General features: G+C 61.4%; 16 protein-coding genes. 7 read left to right on the top strand and 9 right to left on the bottom strand.

Translation table 11 applies throughout. From position 1 onward, the window contains the following. The first annotated feature begins 105 nt into the window (after window positions 1-105). Window positions 106-2,427, top strand: coding sequence for a hybrid sensor histidine kinase/response regulator (locus C6Y56_RS19810; protein WP_169431311.1), 2,322 nt, complete (start codon window positions 106-108; stop codon window positions 2,425-2,427). On the opposite strand, the gene C6Y56_RS19815 is transcribed toward C6Y56_RS19810, so the two are convergent. The 3 genes from C6Y56_RS19815 to msrB all read right to left on the bottom strand — a co-directional run bounded on the left by C6Y56_RS19815 (window position 2,411) and on the right by msrB (window position 3,851). Continuing rightward, a complete protein-coding gene (locus tag C6Y56_RS19815) occupies window positions 2,411-2,872 on the bottom strand; it encodes a MarR family winged helix-turn-helix transcriptional regulator (protein ID WP_169431312.1) in 462 nt (153 codons plus the stop codon). The genes C6Y56_RS19810 and C6Y56_RS19815 overlap by 17 nt on opposite strands. Further along, entirely contained in the window at window positions 2,869-3,354 is a 486-nt protein-coding gene (locus C6Y56_RS19820; protein WP_085730592.1) for a glutathione peroxidase, read from the bottom strand. Before C6Y56_RS19820 ends, C6Y56_RS19815 begins: the two co-directional genes overlap by 4 nt. Before the next feature lie 101 nt (window positions 3,355-3,455). Continuing rightward, window positions 3,456-3,851: a peptide-methionine (R)-S-oxide reductase MsrB gene (gene msrB / locus C6Y56_RS19825; RefSeq protein WP_085730678.1), complete on the bottom strand. Its 396-nt coding sequence runs from the start codon at window positions 3,849-3,851 to the stop codon at window positions 3,456-3,458. A 225-nt stretch (window positions 3,852-4,076) separates the two neighbouring features. On the opposite strand from msrB, the gene C6Y56_RS19830 reads away from it, so the two are divergent. Then, window positions 4,077-5,288, top strand: coding sequence for a pyridoxal phosphate-dependent aminotransferase (locus C6Y56_RS19830; RefSeq protein WP_169431313.1), 1,212 nt, complete (start codon window positions 4,077-4,079; stop codon window positions 5,286-5,288). A 304-nt stretch (window positions 5,289-5,592) separates the two neighbouring features. Further along, complete coding sequence (gene htpX / locus C6Y56_RS19835) at window positions 5,593-6,480, top strand: protease HtpX (RefSeq protein ID WP_169431314.1); 888 nt, start codon at window positions 5,593-5,595, stop codon at window positions 6,478-6,480. A 54-nt stretch (window positions 6,481-6,534) separates the two neighbouring features. Here htpX and C6Y56_RS19840 read toward each other — a convergent pair whose 3' ends face one another. Beyond that, on the bottom strand, window positions 6,535-7,191 hold the full coding sequence (locus C6Y56_RS19840) for a thiopurine S-methyltransferase (RefSeq protein WP_169431315.1): 657 nt from the start codon (window positions 7,189-7,191) through the stop codon (window positions 6,535-6,537). Window positions 7,192-7,294: 103 nt separating this feature from the next. Between C6Y56_RS19840 and C6Y56_RS19845 the strand changes: the two genes are divergently transcribed. Beyond that, a complete protein-coding gene (locus C6Y56_RS19845) occupies window positions 7,295-8,062 on the top strand; it encodes a DODA-type extradiol aromatic ring-opening family dioxygenase (protein WP_169431316.1) in 768 nt (255 codons plus the stop codon). Between the two features lie 89 nt (window positions 8,063-8,151). On the opposite strand, the gene C6Y56_RS19850 is transcribed toward C6Y56_RS19845, so the two are convergent. After that, window positions 8,152-9,825: a DEAD/DEAH box helicase gene (locus C6Y56_RS19850; RefSeq protein ID WP_007955707.1), complete on the bottom strand. Its 1,674-nt coding sequence runs from the start codon at window positions 9,823-9,825 to the stop codon at window positions 8,152-8,154. 421 nt (window positions 9,826-10,246) lie between these two features. Here C6Y56_RS19850 and C6Y56_RS19855 point away from each other — a divergent pair, with 421 nt between their 5' ends. Next, window positions 10,247-11,038: a crotonase/enoyl-CoA hydratase family protein gene (locus tag C6Y56_RS19855; protein ID WP_169431317.1), complete on the top strand. Its 792-nt coding sequence runs from the start codon at window positions 10,247-10,249 to the stop codon at window positions 11,036-11,038. A 3-nt stretch (window positions 11,039-11,041) separates the two neighbouring features. Here C6Y56_RS19855 and C6Y56_RS19860 read toward each other — a convergent pair whose 3' ends face one another. After that, window positions 11,042-11,797 (bottom strand): spermidine synthase, encoded by a 756-nt coding sequence (locus C6Y56_RS19860; RefSeq protein WP_169431318.1) that lies wholly within the window; start codon window positions 11,795-11,797, stop codon window positions 11,042-11,044. Between the two features lie 150 nt (window positions 11,798-11,947). Here C6Y56_RS19860 and C6Y56_RS19865 point away from each other — a divergent pair, with 150 nt between their 5' ends. After that, window positions 11,948-13,294: a class II 3-deoxy-7-phosphoheptulonate synthase gene (locus C6Y56_RS19865; RefSeq protein ID WP_169431319.1), complete on the top strand. Its 1,347-nt coding sequence runs from the start codon at window positions 11,948-11,950 to the stop codon at window positions 13,292-13,294. Window positions 13,295-13,425: 131 nt separating this feature from the next. On the opposite strand, the gene C6Y56_RS19870 is transcribed toward C6Y56_RS19865, so the two are convergent. Then, window positions 13,426-14,652, bottom strand: a complete 1,227-nt coding sequence (locus C6Y56_RS19870; protein ID WP_169431320.1) for a winged helix-turn-helix domain-containing protein — start codon at window positions 14,650-14,652, stop codon at window positions 13,426-13,428. Window positions 14,653-14,716: 64 nt separating this feature from the next. Further along, window positions 14,717-14,932: a DUF1127 domain-containing protein gene (locus C6Y56_RS19875; RefSeq protein WP_114884556.1), complete on the bottom strand. Its 216-nt coding sequence runs from the start codon at window positions 14,930-14,932 to the stop codon at window positions 14,717-14,719. Window positions 14,933-15,029: 97 nt separating this feature from the next. Between C6Y56_RS19875 and C6Y56_RS19880 the strand changes: the two genes are divergently transcribed. Next, window positions 15,030-15,884: a LysR substrate-binding domain-containing protein gene (locus C6Y56_RS19880; RefSeq protein WP_007908606.1), complete on the top strand. Its 855-nt coding sequence runs from the start codon at window positions 15,030-15,032 to the stop codon at window positions 15,882-15,884. Here the strand turns inward: C6Y56_RS19880 and C6Y56_RS19885 are convergent. After that, entirely contained in the window at window positions 15,874-16,623 is a 750-nt protein-coding gene (locus C6Y56_RS19885; protein WP_169431321.1) for a sulfite exporter TauE/SafE family protein, read from the bottom strand. The genes C6Y56_RS19880 and C6Y56_RS19885 overlap by 11 nt on opposite strands. Window positions 16,624-16,696 lie beyond the last annotated feature (73 nt).

Genomic DNA, 16,696 nt, shown 5'->3' on the forward strand with positions numbered 1-16,696 from the left:
ACACCCGTCCCGGCCCTTGTTACAAGGCGATGCGGGAACTCCGGTATCCATGCATGATCGACTATGCTTGAGCAGCGAAGGGAAACGTAAGTGGTTCAACACCCCATGGATATCAAATTCACCCACCGGCTGTCTTACAAGCAAGCCAGGCTTACCGTGCTGGTCGGGTTCATTCTGGGCACGCTGCTCAGTCTGCTGCAAATTGGCATCGATTATGCCAGTGAAGACGCCTCCATCAACCGTGAAATCCTTTCTCTGCTGGAAATCAGCCACAACCCGGCGTCACGCATCGCCTACAACATTGACGCCGAGCTCGCCCAGGAACTCACATTGGGCCTGTTGCGTTCACCGGCGATCATTTCCGCGCAACTGACCGACAACAACCAGACGGTGCTGGCCAGCGTCAAGCGGCCGGAGCTGCAAAGCGGTTACCGGGTCATCAGCGACTTCCTGTTCGGCGCCAAACGCGAGTTCGAAGACCGGCTCTATCTCGACCACTTGCCCAATGAGTCTCTCGGCACCCTGAGTCTGGAAGTGGATACCTACGCCTTCGGCAGCCGCTTCCTGCGCCGGGCCGAAGTCACGCTGCTCAACGGTTTCGCCCGCAGCCTGATCCTGACCGGCATCCTGCTGGCATTGTTCTATGTGATGCTGACCAAGCCGCTGGTGCGGGTGATCCGCGAACTCAGCGGGCGCGATCCGCGCAGTGCCGAACCGACCACGCTGGAATGTCCGGGTGGCCACGCCAACGACGAGATCGGCGTGCTGGTGAAGGTCGCCAACCAGCAGTTCGAGAACATCGCCACGGAAATCCAGCAACGGCGCACCGCGGAAAACCGCCTCACCGACTACCTCGCTCAACTCGAAGACATCGTGTCGGCCCGCACCGCCGAACTGAAGGCCATCAATGCCCGCCTCAGTCAGTCCAACGAGGAACTGGAAGTGGCCCGCAGCACGGCGCTGGACATGGCCGAAGCGCGCTCGGCGTTCCTGGCCAACATGAGCCACGAGATCCGCACCCCGCTCAATGGGCTGCTGGGGATGATCGCGCTGTCCCTCGACGGTCCGCTGACCGGCGAACAGCAGCAGCAACTGTCCATCGCCCACGACTCGGGCAAGGTGCTGGTGGAGTTGCTCAACGATATTCTTGATCTATCGAAATTCGATGCCGGGCAACTGGAGCTCGAACACATCCCGTTCGATCTGGGCTCGCTGATCGAAGACACGGCCAACCTGCTGTCGCAGAACGCCGCGCCCAGCGTCGAGCTGACGTGTCTGATCGATCCGCACTTTCCGGCGCTGGTACTCGGCGACCCGACCCGGGTCAGGCAAATCGTCAGCAACCTGCTGTCCAACGCACTGAAATTCACCCGCTTCGGCCGGGTGGATGTGCGTCTGTCGACCTGGAAGGACGGCGTGCGCATCGAGGTATGCGATACCGGTATCGGCATCGCCCAGGAAGCCCAGGTGAAGATATTCCAGCCCTTCACCCAGGCCGGGGCCGGTATCACCCGCCAGTACGGCGGCACCGGTCTGGGCCTGGCACTGACCTACAACCTGTGCGAAGCCATGGAGGGACGCCTGACGATCAGCTCCGAAGTCGGTTTCGGCAGCCAGTTCTGTGCCGAACTGCCGCTGCCCTGTCATACCCGCGCCGTCATTCCGGCACCGCTGCATGGCAACGTTCTTGCCATCTCCACAGCGGCCAGCGGCCTCTCGGAACTGCTTCGCAGCCTGCTGCCGGTCTGGGGCCTGACGTACGAACAGCGCACGATGGACGACTCGCTGATTGGCCTGAAGCCGGACATCATCATCACCGACTGCCCCGAATGCCTGTTCGGTCTGCGGCCGACCATGACGGCGCCGATCCTGCTGGTAACAGCCTACGGCAGCTTCATGCCCGGCGAAGAAGCTGCCGCCCTCGCTCCACTGCAACAGCAGGCCCGCCCACTGGCACGCAACGCGCTGTACCAGAATCTGCGCAGAACCCTGCAACCGGACATCATCACCATCGATCGTGCGCGGTTCGAAAGTACGCCGTCACAACGCCGCGGGCGGGTGCTGCTGGTGGAGGACAACCCGGTCAACCAACTGGTGGCCAAGGGCATGCTCGGCAAACTCGGCTGCGAGGTCATCGTCGCGGCCCATGGTGCAGAAGCGCTGGATCAACTGGAACACCACGAATTCGACCTGGTGCTGATGGACTGCAACATGCCGGTGATGGACGGCTACGAAGCAAGCCGGCAGATCCGCCAGAGCGGCCGCTGGCCCCACTTGCCGATCGTGGCGCTGACCGCCAACGCCATGTCCGAAGAGCGTGAACGCTGCCGGGCGGCAGGCATGAGCGACTACCTGGCCAAGCCGTTTCGCCGCGAGGAACTGGCAGCGCTGCTGGATCAGTGGATACCGACTACGACAGCGCTTTGATTTGCCCTAACAGATGGTCAAGCCCGGTGCGCAGTTCGTTGAGTCGATCCAGGTCCACACCGCTGTCGCACAGCAACCGGTCCTTCAGCGGCCCGACCTGCTCGCGCAGCGCCTGGCCCTCAGGCGTGAGGCTCAAGTGAACCTCACGCTCGTCCCGCGCCGAACGCTGTCGCTGCACCAGTTGCAACTGCTCCAGACGCTTGAGCAGCGGCGTCAGTGTCCCGGAATCCAGCGCCAGGCGCTCGCCCAGCGCCTTGACGGTCGGTTGCTCCGGTGCCGCTTCCTGCCACTCCCACAGCACCAGCATCGCCAGGTATTGCGGGTAGGTCAGGCCGAGCTGGTCGAGCATCGGCTTGTAGGCACGGATCACCGCTCGGGAGGCGGCATACAACTTGAAGCACAGCTGACTGTCGAGCTTCAGGGCATCGGTGGACAGTTCATTCATTTGAGCAGGGCTTCGATCTCGCGGCTCAAGTCCTGCGGCTTGGTGGCCGGGGCGAAGCGCTTGACCAACTGGCCGTCCTTGCCGATCAGGAATTTGGTGAAGTTCCACTTGATGCCCTGGGAGCCCAGCACGCCCGGCGCGCGTTTTTTCAGTTGCACGAACAGCGGATGCGCACCGTTACCGTTGACTTCGATCTTCTTGAACAGCGGGAAGCTGACGCCGTAATTCAACTCGCAGAACTCGCTGATCGCCCCCTCGTTGCCCGGTTCCTGCTTGCCAAACTGATTGCACGGGAAGCCCAGTACCACCAGGCCCTGATCCTTGTAGGTCTGCCACAGCTCCTCAAGGCCCTTGTACTGTGGGGTAAAACCGCACTTGCTGGCGGTGTTGACCACCAGCACAGCCTTGCCGGCGAAATCGGCCAGGGTCTTTTGCTCGCCCTTGATGGTGGTGCACGGGATGGTCAGCAGGTTATCGCTCATGGTGCGCACTCTGGAAAGTTGAGAAGCTGCAAAAATAGCGAGCAATTGAATTGTGTGCAATTCAATTATCCGACAGGCGATCCGTGGATCGCCCGCATCGGTTACTCGCGCGGCACCAGATCCAGGCACACCGAGTTGATGCAGTAACGCAGCCCGGTCGGCGGCGGGCCGTCGGGGAATACGTGGCCCAGGTGCGCATCGCATCGGGCGCACTTGACTTCGGTGCGGATCATGCCGTGGCTGGTGTCACGAATTTCGGTCATCGCGCTCTCGCCGATCGGTGCGTAGAAGCTCGGCCAGCCGCAACCGGAGTCGAATTTGGTCTTGGAATCGAACAGCGGCTCATTGCAGCACACGCAGTGATAGACACCGTCGGTCTTGGTGGCGTTGTATTTGCCCGAGAACGGTCGCTCGGTGGCACTGAGACGACACACGTTGTATTGCTCCGGGTCGAGCATCGCGCGCCATTCTTCCAGGGTCTTTTCTATCTTTTCCATCATCACACCTCAGCGGCTGAAAAAGCCCGATCTGTACCTTTTCCACGGATCGGGCGGCACGTATGATTGCGCCTCGTCACACGCCAGTCTGGCAGCGGGATCCTGCGCATTCAAACGGATTGTTGGAAACCGCCGCTCAAGACGCCTGCCTGTGTGAAGACGCAGGATTCCCAGCACGGTTGTCCATTCGCCGCCTGGATCGTTCATTTTCGGGATCACATCGCCATGCAGTTCAGCAAATCGAACAAGCTCGCCAACGTCTGCTACGACATTCGCGGCCCGGTGCTCAAGCACGCCAAACGCCTGGAGGAGGAAGGCCATCGCATCCTCAAGCTGAACATCGGCAACCCGGCGCCCTTTGGTTTCGAAGCGCCGGACGAAATTCTCCAGGATGTGATCCGCAACCTGCCGACCGCCCAGGGCTACAGCGACTCCAAAGGCCTGTTCAGCGCGCGCAAGGCCGTGATGCAGTACTACCAGCAGAAGCAGGTCGAAGGTGTCGGCATCGAAGACATCTACCTGGGCAACGGCGTGTCCGAGCTGATCGTGATGTCGTTGCAGGCGCTGCTCAACAACGGCGATGAAGTGCTGGTGCCGGCGCCGGACTATCCGCTGTGGACCGCTGCCGTGAGCCTGGCCGGCGGTAACGCGGTGCATTACCTGTGTGACGAAGGCGCCGACTGGTTCCCGGACCTGGCCGACATGAAGGCCAAGATCACCCCGAACACCAAGGCCATGGTGATCATCAACCCGAACAACCCGACCGGCGCGGTGTATTCGAAGGAAGTGTTGCTGGGCATGCTGGAACTGGCCCGTCAGCACAACCTGGTGGTGTTCTCCGACGAGATCTACGACAAGATCCTTTACGACGATGCCGTACACATCTGCACCGCGTCCCTGGCACCCGATCTGCTGTGCCTGACCTTCAACGGTCTGTCGAAGTCGTATCGCGTGGCGGGTTTCCGTTCCGGCTGGATCGCCATCTCCGGACCGAAACACAACGCCCATAGCTACATCGAAGGCATCGACATGCTGGCCAACATGCGCCTGTGCGCCAACGTGCCGAGCCAGCACGCGATCCAGACCGCACTCGGCGGCTACCAGAGCATCAACGACCTGGTGCTGCCGCAAGGCCGCCTGCTGGAACAGCGCAACCGCACCTGGGAGTTGCTCAACGACATTCCCGGCGTGAGCTGCGTGAAGCCGATGGGCGCCCTGTATGCATTCCCGAAGATCGACCCGAAAGTCTGTCCGATCCACAACGACGAGAAATTCGTGCTCGACCTGCTGCTCTCCGAGAAGCTGCTGGTGGTGCAGGGTACGGCGTTCAACTGGCCGTGGCCGGATCACTTCCGTGTCGTGACCCTGCCCCGTGTTGATGACCTGGACATGGCCATCGGGCGCATCGGCAACTTCCTCAAGTCCTACCGCCAGTAACCGGACATCGGTGCGTAACGAGCCTTTCGTTGCGCACTGTCTGATTCAGCAACACTTCTGCCCTGCCCCCTTCCGTACGCCTTCTACACTTTCGATTCGTATCGATCACGCGAGCTCGACGCAATGGCCGTGGGCCGCGCATGGCTGTCGTCCATGTCGGCTCAGGGGGTGGGAAATGTCCCGCACACTGCAGAACCCGATGTAGGACACAGTTTGAAATAGTCACCCGGTTGAATCGCCCGGTGCCGCACCTTATATACCCCGCAGTACGCTACATCTTTAGCTTGAGGAGATTTCTACAACCATGATGCGCATCCTGCTGTTTTTGGCCACTAACCTGGCGGTCGTGCTGATAGCCAGCATCACCCTGAGCCTCTTCGGCTTCAACGGGTTCATGGCGGCCAACGGGGTTGACCTCAACCTCAGTCAGCTGCTGGTTTTCTGTGCAGTCTTTGGTTTCGCCGGTTCGCTTTTCTCGCTATTCATCTCCAAGTGGATGGCGAAGATGAGCACCAGCACCCAGATCATCACCCAGCCGCGCACCCGCCACGAACAATGGCTGCTGCAAACCGTCGAGCAACTGTCCCGGGAAGCCGGGATCAAGATGCCCGAAGTCGGGATCTTCCCGGCCTACGAAGCAAACGCCTTCGCCACCGGCTGGAACAAGAACGACGCACTGGTTGCCGTCAGCCAGGGTTTGCTGGAGCGTTTCTCGCCCGATGAAGTGAAAGCGGTGCTGGCCCACGAAATCGGCCACGTCGCCAATGGCGACATGGTCACCCTGGCGCTGATCCAGGGCGTGGTGAACACCTTCGTGATGTTCTTTGCGCGGATCATCGGCAACTTCGTTGACAAGGTGATCTTCAAGAACGAGGAAGGCCAGGGTATCGCGTACTACATCGCGACCATTTTCGCCGAACTGGTTCTGGGTATCCTGGCCAGCGCGATCGTGATGTGGTTCTCGCGCAAACGGGAATTCCGTGCCGACGAAGCCGGTGCCCGCTTGGCCGGCACCAGCGCGATGATCGGCGCTCTGCAACGCCTGCGTGCCGAACAGGGCCTGCCGGTGCACATGCCTGACACCCTGAACGCCTTCGGCATCAATGGTGGCATCAAACAGGGGTTCGCCCGCATGTTCATGAGCCACCCGCCGCTGGAGGAGCGTATCGACGCCCTGCGTCGTCGCGGCTGATCAGCCCGGCTACAAACAAAAGGCCCGCAGTGATGCGGGCCTTTTTTGTGCCTGTTACTGAGCGGCCAGCCGGTACACCCGCTCCTCCAGCCTTGTCACTCCCGCCTGCAGGAACTTCCCGCTTTCGCTCAACACATCCTGTCCCTCCAGCGCCTCCACCGCCCAGTCGCCACCGAACAGCTGCTGCACCTCGCCATCTGTCACCGCAAACGGTGGCCCAGGCATCTGAGCCTGATCGTAATCCAGCGTGATCAGCAAACCACGCAAGCCCGTCGGCAGGATGCTCAGCAAATGCGCGGCATAGCGCTCGCGCATCGGCGCCGGCAAGGCAATCAGCGCGGCCCGGTCATACAGCGCCGTGCAATCAGCCACATCGCTCGCGGACAAGGCAAAGAAGTCCCCACACCACAACTCGATCGCCCCGGCCCGATAAACCTTGAAGCCACCCTCTTCGCTGATTTGCGGCTGTAGTTGCTGCTCGCGGAAGAAATCCTCGACAGCCTTCTCGGACAACTCGACACCGAGAACCCGATGCCCCTGACCGGCCAGCCACAACAGATCCAGGCTTTTCCCGCACAACGGCACCAGCACCCGCGACTGAGGCGGGATTGCCAGACCGGACCAATGTCGCTGCAAATAAGGGTTCACTTCGGGCTGATGAAAGCCGATCTGGTTCGACTCCCACTTCTTGTGCCAAAACTCCGGCTGCATGCTTCCCCCCTAAGAATTCGATCAAAAAGCATTAAAACTTATATTGGAATTAGATCAATGAACTGACTGAAGATGAACCATCTTAACGCTCAGGAACCCTTCCATGTTTCCCAGCCTGTTTATCTCCCACGGCTCGCCCATGTTGGCGCTGGAGCCCGGCGCCAGCGGCCCGGCCCTGGCGCGTCTGGCCGCCGAACTGCCACGCCCGAAAGCCATCGTCATCGTTTCCGCCCACTGGGAAAGCCATGAGCTGCTGGTCAGCAGCCATCCGCAACCGGAAACCTGGCATGATTTCGGCGGTTTCCCCCGCGCGCTGTTCGAAGTGCAGTATCCGGCACCGGGTAATCCGCAACTGGCCCAAGCGGTCGCTGAACGGCTGACCGCCAACAACCTGCCCGCGCGCCTCGATCCGCAACGGCCCTTCGACCATGGCGTATGGGTGCCACTGTCGCTGATGTATCCGCAAGCCGATATCCCGGTGGTTCAGGTCTCCCTGCCCAGCCGTGGCGGCCCGGCACTGCAGACACGTGTCGGCCAGGCGCTGGCAGGCCTGCGCGAACAAGGCATTCTCCTGATCGGCTCCGGCAGCATCACCCACAACCTGCGTGAACTGGACTGGCATGCCGGCCCGGAAAGCGTAGAGCCGTGGGCACGGGATTTCCGCGACTGGATGGTCGACAAGCTCGCCGCCAACGATGAAGCCGCCCTGCACGACTACCGCCAGCAAGCGCCGAGCGCCGTGCGCGCCCATCCGAGTGACGAGCACCTGTTACCGCTCTACTTCGTTCGTGGCGCTGGTGGTGATTTCGGCATTGCGCACCAAGGGTTCACCATGGGCGCGCTGGGCATGGACATCTACCGCTTCGGCTGACGAGCTCGGTCCCGGCTCGAATCGCAGGCAAAAAAAATCCCCGAACCAGTCGGGGATTTTTTTGTTCGATCAATCAGCCCAGAGGCGGATCAATCTTCGCGGTAGCGACGCAGCTTCAACTGCTTGCCGGCAACGCGAGTGTCCTTCAGTTTGGTCAGGAGTTTGTCCAGACCATCTTCCGGCAGCTCGACGAGGCTGAAGCTGTCACGCACCTGGATGCGACCGATGGCTTCACGCGCCAGACCACCTTCGTTGAGGATGGCGCCCAGCAGGTTTTTCGCCGCGATACCGTCACGCGCGCCCAGCGCGGTACGGCAACGGGCACGGCCTTCGCCCAGCGGCATCGGTGCACGACGCTCGCGATCACCACGGTCCGGACGATCACCGGAACGCTCAGGACGGTCGCCACGTGGCGCGCTGTTCGGCACCAGTGGGCGTTCCTTCTCGATCGCTGCCAGATTCAGCGCCTGACCATTGGTGGCCTTGCGCAGCAGAGCGGCAGCCAGGGCACGCGGGGTGCAACCGATGTCGGCGGTCAGGCGATCCAGCAGATCACCGTGAGTCGATTCGGCGTCAGCCACCAGCGGCGACAGGCTGTTGGTCAGTTTCTTGATGCGGGCATCGAGAACGGCCTGGGCGTCCGGCAGACGCACTTCGGCAACTTTCTGACCGGTTACACGCTCGATAACCTGCAGCATGCGGCGCTCACGCGGAGTCACCAGCAGCAGCGCGCGGCCTTCGCGACCGGCACGGCCGGTACGGCCGATACGGTGCACGTAGGATTCCGGATCGTACGGCATGTCCACGTTGAATACGTGGGTGATGCGCGGTACGTCCAGACCACGGGCGGCTACGTCGGTCGCCACAACGATGTCCAGACGGCCATCCTTGAGCGAGTCGATCACGCGCTCACGCTGGTTCTGGGCGATGTCGCCGTTCAACGCTGCGGCTTTGTAGCCTTTGGCGTCGAGGGCGCTGGCCAGATCCAGGGTCGCTTGCTTGGTGCGCACGAACATGATCAGAGCGTCGAAGTCTTCCACTTCCAGCAAGCTGAGAACGGCAGAGGTCTTCTGGTCAGCGTGAACCAACAGGTGAGCCTGTTCGATCGCGGTAACAGTCTGGGTCTTGCTCTGGATCTTCACGTGCTTTGGATCGCGCAGGTGACGCTCGGCGATGGCACGGATCGATTGCGGCAGGGTCGCCGAGAACAATACGGTCTGACGGGTTTCCGGCATGGCCTTGAAGATGACTTCGAGGTCGTCCATGAAGCCCAGTTTGAGCATTTCGTCTGCTTCGTCGAGAACCAGGTGGTTCACGGTCTGCAGTACTTTTTCGTCGCGACGCAGGTGGTCGCACAGACGGCCCGGAGTGGCGACAACGATCTGTGCGCCATTACGGATTGCTTTCAATTGTGGGCCCATCGGCGCGCCGCCGTAGACAGCCACAACAGTTACGCCCGGCATTTGCTTGGCGTAGGTTTCGAAAGCGGTTGCAACTTGTAGCGCCAACTCACGAGTTGGGGCCAGGATCAGAGCTTGCGGCTCGCGCTTGGACGGATCAATGCGGTGCAGGATAGGCAGGGCAAAGGCAGCGGTTTTACCGGTACCGGTTTGCGCCTGACCAATCATATCGTGACCGGCGAGGATGATCGGGATCGACTGCTGCTGAATGGCCGAAGGCTCTTCATAGCCGGTAGCGACTACTGCAGCGACAATATTGGGATGAAGTTCAAGAGCGGCGAAGCCGCCGATTTCCTGGGTCATGGGTCTGCCTCTAAGTGCATCCGCAAAGACCCATGCTCCAAAGCTGCACATGCCGTGTTGAGACTCAAGAGTCGCCCTGGCAGCTTTGTCGGCGGGGATTTGCGAAAACGAATGAATGAAAAAGAATCGTCAAGGAAGAGCCCGCAGTGCGGACGTGCAGCCGAAGCTGACTTCGGGGAATTGCGCTACCTAAACGCGGCCCGGTTAAAGGCCGGCGCGCACTATACCGGAATTTGCCCGAAAAGGGAGCTTTTTTTATCGAGAAAAAACAGTTGTCACCGCTGTGTAACGGGGTTTTGCGGATAATCGTGCGACGGTCTATTTTTCAAAGGCCCGGCCCTGCGGGCGATGGCGCTTAAACGATTCACCGATGTGCGGCATGTGGTCGCTGCACCCTTTCTTCCCCTCCGAGGAAACACCCATGAATCAGCCCTGCCCCGGCCGCGTCAGCCGCGAGCGCCATGGTCACGTGCATTTGATCGGCCTGGACCGAGCAACCAAGCGCAATGCCTTCGACCTTGACCTGCTCAACGACCTGGCCCTGGCCTACGGCGAATTCGAAGCCGACAGCGATGCGCGGGTGGCCGTGGTGTTCGGGCATGGCGAGCATTTCACCGCCGGGCTCGATCTGGTCAACGCCAGTTCCGCCCTCGCCCAAGGCTGGCAGGTGCCGCCCGGTGGTTGCGATCCATGGGGCGTGTTCGTCGGACCGAGAGTCAGTAAACCGGTGATCGTCGCCGCGCAGGGCTATTGCCTGACCATCGGTATCGAGCTGATGCTCGCGGCCGACATCAACCTGTGCGCCAGCAACACCCGGTTCGCCCAGATGGAAGTGCAGCGCGGGATCTTTCCGTTCGGCGGTGCGACTTTACGCTTTCATCAGGTCGCCGGCTGGGGCAATGCGATGCGCTGGTTGCTGACCGGCGATGAGTTCGATGCCCATGACGCCTTGCACCTGGGCCTGGTGCAGGAAGTCATGGCCAGCGAAGACTTGCTGCCTCGCGCCCTCGAACTGGCCGAACGGATTGCCCGACAGGCGCCGCTAGGCGTGCAGGCGACGCTGATGTCGGCACGTCAGGCGCGCTATGAAGGCGAAACTGCGGCGGCTAAGAGCTTGCCGCCGTTGGTGAAGAAGTTGCTGGCCACTGAAGATGCCAAGGAAGGAGTGCGCTCGCTGGTGGAGCGCAGGCCCGGCGTTTTCAAAGGCCTTTGAAGATCAGGTCGCCGGACGGATGCAGTTGATCAACGACTGCAACGAGTAACCCAGCTTCGGTGCCAGCGCTTCAGCCCGTGCAGTCAGCGCCTGCATGTCCAGCACCTGATCGAGATCTGCCGGCACGATCAGAATGACGTTGCCCTCCTTCACCGGCAGCTCCCAGTAATGCCGGTGATAGAGCCCGCGCAACAGTGCCGCCCCCAACGGCTTGCCGTCATCGGTGGCCCACTGGTTGATCACCAGCCAGCCACCGGGATTCAGACGTTTCTGACAATCACCGAGGAAATTCCACGCGAGGTGCGCGGCGCCCGGGCCGACATCGGTGTAAAGGTCGACGAAGATCAGATCCGCAGGTTCCGCCGTCGGCAGCAGTTCGATTGCATCGCCAACGCGGATGTACAACCGAGGATCGTCGTCCAGCCCGAGATATTCGATGGCCAGGCGCGGCACATCGGGGCGCAGCTCGATGGCTTCAACGTCTTCCAGCGGCAGGAACTTGAGGCAGGCCTGGGTCAACGTCCCCGCACCCAGCCCGAGAAACAACGCACTCTCCGGTTGCTCATGGCACAACGCGCCAATCAGCATCGCCCGGGTGTAGTCGTACTCCAGCCAGCTCGGGTCGGCGGTAAACACGCAGCTTTGCTCGATGGCATCGCCGAACTCCAGAAAGCGGTAGTCGGCCACTTCCAGCACGCGAATCACGCCGAACTCATCCTGTACCTCGGCGAGCAACCGCTCGACGCGCTCCTCAGTCATTTCGTCTCCTGGTGGTCACCGGGCGCGGTGACGCGATGGCACCGCTGTGGTGCCGTGGCAAAACGGCGATTGTCGGCGAAGCGGCGGGAGCAGGTCACGCACTAATTGCTGCTAACATGGCCGTCCGTGCGTAGAACCTTAGAGACCGTGATGAGCCAACCCTGGAGCCCTGACAGCTGGCGCGCCTTGCCGATCCAGCAACAACCCCGATACCCCGACGCCGCGCACTTGCGCCAGGTCGAGCAGACGCTGGCCAGCTACCCGCCGCTGGTGTTTGCCGGCGAAGCGCGCGAGCTGCGTCGTCAGTTTGCCGAAGTCACCCAGGGTCGGGCCTTCTTGCTGCAGGGTGGCGACTGCGCGGAAAGCTTCGCCGAGTTCTCCGCCGCGAAGATTCGCGACACTTTCAAAGTGTTGCTGCAAATGGCGATCGTCATGACCTTCGCTGCCGGTTGCCCGGTGGTCAAGGTCGGGCGCATGGCCGGTCAGTTCGCCAAGCCGCGTTCGGCCAACGACGAGACCATCGACGGTGTGACCCTGCCGGCCTACCGTGGCGACATCGTCAACGGCATCGGTTTCGATTCCGCCAGCCGCGTGCCGGATCCGGAGCGTCTGCTGCAGTCGTATCACCAGTCCACCGCCACCCTCAACCTGCTGCGCGCCTTCGCCCAGGGCGGTTTTGCCGACCTGCATCAGGTGCACAAGTGGAACCTCGATTTCATCGCCAACTCGGCGCTGGCCGAAAAGTACAGCCACCTCGCCGATCGCATCGATGAGACCCTGGCGTTCATGCGCGCCTGCGGCATGGACAGCTCGCCGCAACTGCGCGAGACCAGTTTCTTCACCGCCCACGAAGCCCTGCTGCTGAACTACGAAGAAGCCTTCGTGCGTCGCGACAGCCTGACCAACGATTACTACGATTGCTCGGCGCACATGCTGTGGATCGGCGACCGCACCCGTCAGCTCGACGGCGCCCACGTCGAATTCCTGCGCGGGGTGAACAACCCGATCGGGGTGAAAGTCGGCCCGAGCATGAACCCCGACGATCTGATCCGCCTGATTGATGTGCTCAACCCGGACAACGATCCGGGCCGCCTCAACCTGATTGCGCGAATGGGTGCGAACAAGGTCGGCGATCACCTGCCGGCGCTGATCCGTGCGGTGCAGCGCGAAGGCAAGCAGGTGCTGTGGAGTTGCGACCCGATGCACGGCAACACCATCAAGGCCAGCAGCGGCTACAAGACCCGCGACTTCGCGCAGATTCTTGGCGAGGTAAAGCAGTTCTTCCAGGTTCACGAAGCCGAAGGCAGCTACGCCGGTGGCATCCACATCGAAATGACCGGGCAGAACGTCACCGAGTGCATCGGTGGCGCGCGGCCGATCACTGAAGATGGTTTGTCGGATCGCTATCACACCCACTGCGACCCACGGATGAATGCCGATCAGTCGCTGGAACTGGCGTTCCTGATCGCCGAAACCCTGAAGCAGGTTCGGCGCTAAGGTTCGATATCTTTAGCGTCTGAACTGGCCTCTTCGCGGGCAAGCCCGCTCCCACAGGATTTGTGTCGTACGCAATTTATGTATACGACGCATTACTTGTGGGAGCCTGGCTTGCCAGCGATGGCGCCAGTTCAGTCACCGCCGAACCGAGCCAACGCCACTCGCAATCGCCCCGCACTTTCACGCTGACAATTGAGCTGCACCCGCTCAAGTCCCAACCAGTCCGCCATGCGCCGCAGGTTCAGCGCCAGTGCCTGCATCCCCGCGTCATCCAGTCCGGTTGCTTCCTCGTGCACCGCATGCACTGCCAGGCGCCCCGCCGCCCGTTCGGCGCGCAGGTCAACCCGCGCGGCAATCCGCTCGTTGTGCAGGAACGGCAATACGTAATAGCCGTAAACGCGTTTGTCCTGCGGCGTGTAAATCTCCAGCCGGTAGCGGAAATCGAACAGCCGCTCGGTGCGACTGCGCTCCCAGATCAGTGAGTCAAACGGCGACAGCAGCGCACTGGCTTCGACTTTTCGCGGGATTTTCGGCTCGGGCAGGCAGTAGGCAATCTGGCGCCAGCCAGCGACTTCGCAGGTCAGCAACTTCCCGTCTTCCACCAGTTCCGCCAGACGCGGGCGGGCATCGGCAGGGTTCAGGCGGAAGTAATCGCGCAGGTCTTTTTCCGTCGCCGCGCCCAGTGCCTCGGCCGCGTGCAACAGCAAACCGCGCTGCGCCTCGGCCTCATCGGGCAACGGCTGTTGCAACACAGAAGCCGGAATCACCCGCTCCGGCAAGTCATACAACCGCTCGAAGCCTCGGCGCCCGGCGACGGTGACTTCGCCCGCGGCGAACAGCCATTCCAGCGCATGCTTTTCCGCACTCCAGTCCCACCACGGCCCGGCCTTTTCCTGACGGGTCGACAGGCTGCCGGCGCCCAGTGCCCCCTGCTCTTCGACCGACGCCAGCACCCGGCGAATGGTGTCTTGTTGCTCGCGGCCGAAGCGCGCCAATTGCTGATAAATGTCTTCGCCGCGCCTGGCCCGCTGCATGCGCCAGCCCATCAACGGGTACATCGACAGCGGCAGCAAAGAAGCTTCATGGCCCCAGTATTCGAACAGCGAACGGCGTCGCCCCGAACTCCAGGCAGCCTGGTCGAGCAAGTCAGCAGAATAGGAACCGAGACGGGAAAACAGCGGCAGGTAGTGCGAGCGCACCACAGCGTTGACGGAGTCGATCTGCAGCAGGCCGAGACGTTCGATCAGCCGGTTGAGGTGCATGGCCTTGACAGCCGGCGGCTGGCGCCCGTGAAACCCTTGGGCAGCCAGTGCCAGACGTCGAGCCTGTTTAAGGGAGAAGGACAGAGTCGCGGGCATGTGTACCTCCATGTCTGCTCGCAACCTACCTCACTTGAAAGTGGTTTGTGTAGCGATGGCCTCATCATTTATGCATCGGATCGTCCCAGAACGGCCGAATCGCCTCATGTTCGACATCGGCACGGCTGACCCCGATGTCCTTCAACGCTTCGTCGCTCAGACTGGCAAGCAGCTCACGTTCGCGGTGCAATTCGTACCACCGGCTAAACTTGTGCAACAGATCGGAAACGATATGGCCGGAAAATTTTTCTTCGCCTGCATACTCTCTTTGACCTTTCATCGTGTTGCCTCCTTTTTGGGATGGCTCAAGTCTCGCGCTGGCGCTACGATCAATCCAACGAATGTTTCTGATGGCATGCATCACGGAGATTCATCAATTGTCGGCGTACCCCAGTATCGATACCGATGTCCTGCGTACCTTTGTCGCCATTGCCGATCAGGGCGGGTTCACCCGCGCTGGCGAAATGGTCAACCGCACGCAGTCAGCAGTGAGCATGCAGATGAAGCGTCTGGAAGAGGACGTGTTGCAGCGCCAGTTGTTCGAGCGTGACGGGCGTCAGGTGCGCCTGACCGCTGAAGGACAGGTACTGCTCGGCTACGCACGGCGCATCCTGAAATTGCACAGCGAAGTGTTCAACACCCTGCGCGAGCCGCACATGGTCGGCACGGTACGCATCGGCACGCCGGACGATTACGTGATGCGGTTTCTGCCGGGGATCCTGTCGCGCTTCGCGCAGTTCTATCCGCTGATCCAGATCGAAGTGCATTGCGAATCGACCAAACAACTGCTGCAACGCACGGATCTGGACCTTTCAATCGTCACCCGCGAGCCGGGCAACGAGATTGGCCAGCTGCTGCGCAAGGAGCGTTTTGTCTGGGCTGAAGCGCAGAACTTCAGCGCCCACGAACAGACGCCGTTGCCGCTGGCGATGTTCAACAGTGATTGCTTCTGTCGCCTGTGGGCCTGCAATGCGCTGGACGCCATGGGCCGCGAATACCGGATCGCGTATAACAGCACCAGTCTTTCAGCGTTGATGGCAGTGGTGAGCGCGGGTCTGGCGATTACCGCGCAACTGGAAAGCCTGATCACCCCGGACATGCGCATTCTCGGTGCCGCCGAGGATCTGCCGCTGCTGCCCGAGGCCAGTATCATGCTGATCCGCAACCTCAACAATCCGTCGCCGATCACCGAATGCCTGGCCGAGCACATCGTCGAAGGCTTCAAACTTTAAAGGCGAGCATCACCGCGCACAGCACCAGGAACCCGCAGAACAGCCCGCGCAGGAGTTTTTCCGGCATTGCGTGGGCAACCTTCACGCCCCAACTGATACTGGCCAGACCGCCGATGGCCAGCGGTAGCCCGATCATCCAGTCCACCTCGTGGTGCACGGCGTACGTCACCAGCGTGACACCGGTGCTCGGCAATGCCAGCGCCAGCGACAGGCCTTGAGCAACCACCTGAGTCGTGCCGAACAGGCTGGTCAGCACCGGCGTCGCCACCACAGCCCCGCCGACACCGAACAACCCGCCCATGGTGCCCGACGCCGCGCCGAGCACGCCCAGCCATGGCCATGAATAACGCATCTCGGAGGTCGCCGCCGGACGCGCGCCAAACATGCGCACGAGGTTGTAGGCCGACAATGCCACGAGGAACGCGACAAAACCGATGCGCATGGTTTGCGCGTCGATGCCCACGGCCCAGATCGAACCGATCCACGCGAAAAAGAACCCCATGACCGCCAGCGGCAACGCATGCCTGAGTTCGATGCGATTGCGCTGGTGATAACGCCACAGCGCCAGCATCACATTCGGCACCACCATCACCAGCGCTGTGCCTTGGGCGATCTGCTGATCAAGCCCGAACCACACGCCCAGCAAGGGGATGGCGATCAAACCGCCGCCGATGCCGAATATTCCGCCCAGTGTGCCGAGGGCAGCGCCAAACAACAGGTACAACAAAAACTCGATCACAGCGTAATTCCTCATACGTCAGGCGGTTCATCCTACGCAGTCGGCGCTGGCACGGAAACGCACAGCAACGCAC

The sequence above is a fragment of the Pseudomonas fluorescens genome, assembly GCF_012974785.1.
Lineage (GTDB): Bacteria > Pseudomonadota > Gammaproteobacteria > Pseudomonadales > Pseudomonadaceae > Aquipseudomonas > Aquipseudomonas fluorescens_BT.

Coding starts and splice junctions, on each gene's coding strand:
- htpX (WP_169431314.1), top strand. CDS start 5,593: ATGATGCGCATCCTGCTGTTTTTGGCCACTAACCTGGCGGTCGTGCTG.
- msrB (WP_085730678.1), bottom strand. CDS start 3,851: ATGGAAAAGATAGAAAAGACCCTGGAAGAATGGCGCGCGATGCTCGAC.
- C6Y56_RS19845 (WP_169431316.1), top strand. CDS start 7,295: ATGTTTCCCAGCCTGTTTATCTCCCACGGCTCGCCCATGTTGGCGCTG.
- C6Y56_RS19860 (WP_169431318.1), bottom strand. CDS start 11,797: ATGACTGAGGAGCGCGTCGAGCGGTTGCTCGCCGAGGTACAGGATGAG.
- C6Y56_RS19865 (WP_169431319.1), top strand. CDS start 11,948: ATGAGCCAACCCTGGAGCCCTGACAGCTGGCGCGCCTTGCCGATCCAG.
- C6Y56_RS19855 (WP_169431317.1), top strand. CDS start 10,247: ATGAATCAGCCCTGCCCCGGCCGCGTCAGCCGCGAGCGCCATGGTCAC.
- C6Y56_RS19830 (WP_169431313.1), top strand. CDS start 4,077: ATGCAGTTCAGCAAATCGAACAAGCTCGCCAACGTCTGCTACGACATT.
- C6Y56_RS19875 (WP_114884556.1), bottom strand. CDS start 14,932: ATGAAAGGTCAAAGAGAGTATGCAGGCGAAGAAAAATTTTCCGGCCAT.
- C6Y56_RS19840 (WP_169431315.1), bottom strand. CDS start 7,191: ATGCAGCCGGAGTTTTGGCACAAGAAGTGGGAGTCGAACCAGATCGGC.
- C6Y56_RS19810 (WP_169431311.1), top strand. CDS start 106: ATGGATATCAAATTCACCCACCGGCTGTCTTACAAGCAAGCCAGGCTT.
- C6Y56_RS19850 (WP_007955707.1), bottom strand. CDS start 9,825: ATGACCCAGGAAATCGGCGGCTTCGCCGCTCTTGAACTTCATCCCAAT.
- C6Y56_RS19820 (WP_085730592.1), bottom strand. CDS start 3,354: ATGAGCGATAACCTGCTGACCATCCCGTGCACCACCATCAAGGGCGAG.
- C6Y56_RS19815 (WP_169431312.1), bottom strand. CDS start 2,872: ATGAATGAACTGTCCACCGATGCCCTGAAGCTCGACAGTCAGCTGTGC.
- C6Y56_RS19870 (WP_169431320.1), bottom strand. CDS start 14,652: ATGCCCGCGACTCTGTCCTTCTCCCTTAAACAGGCTCGACGTCTGGCA.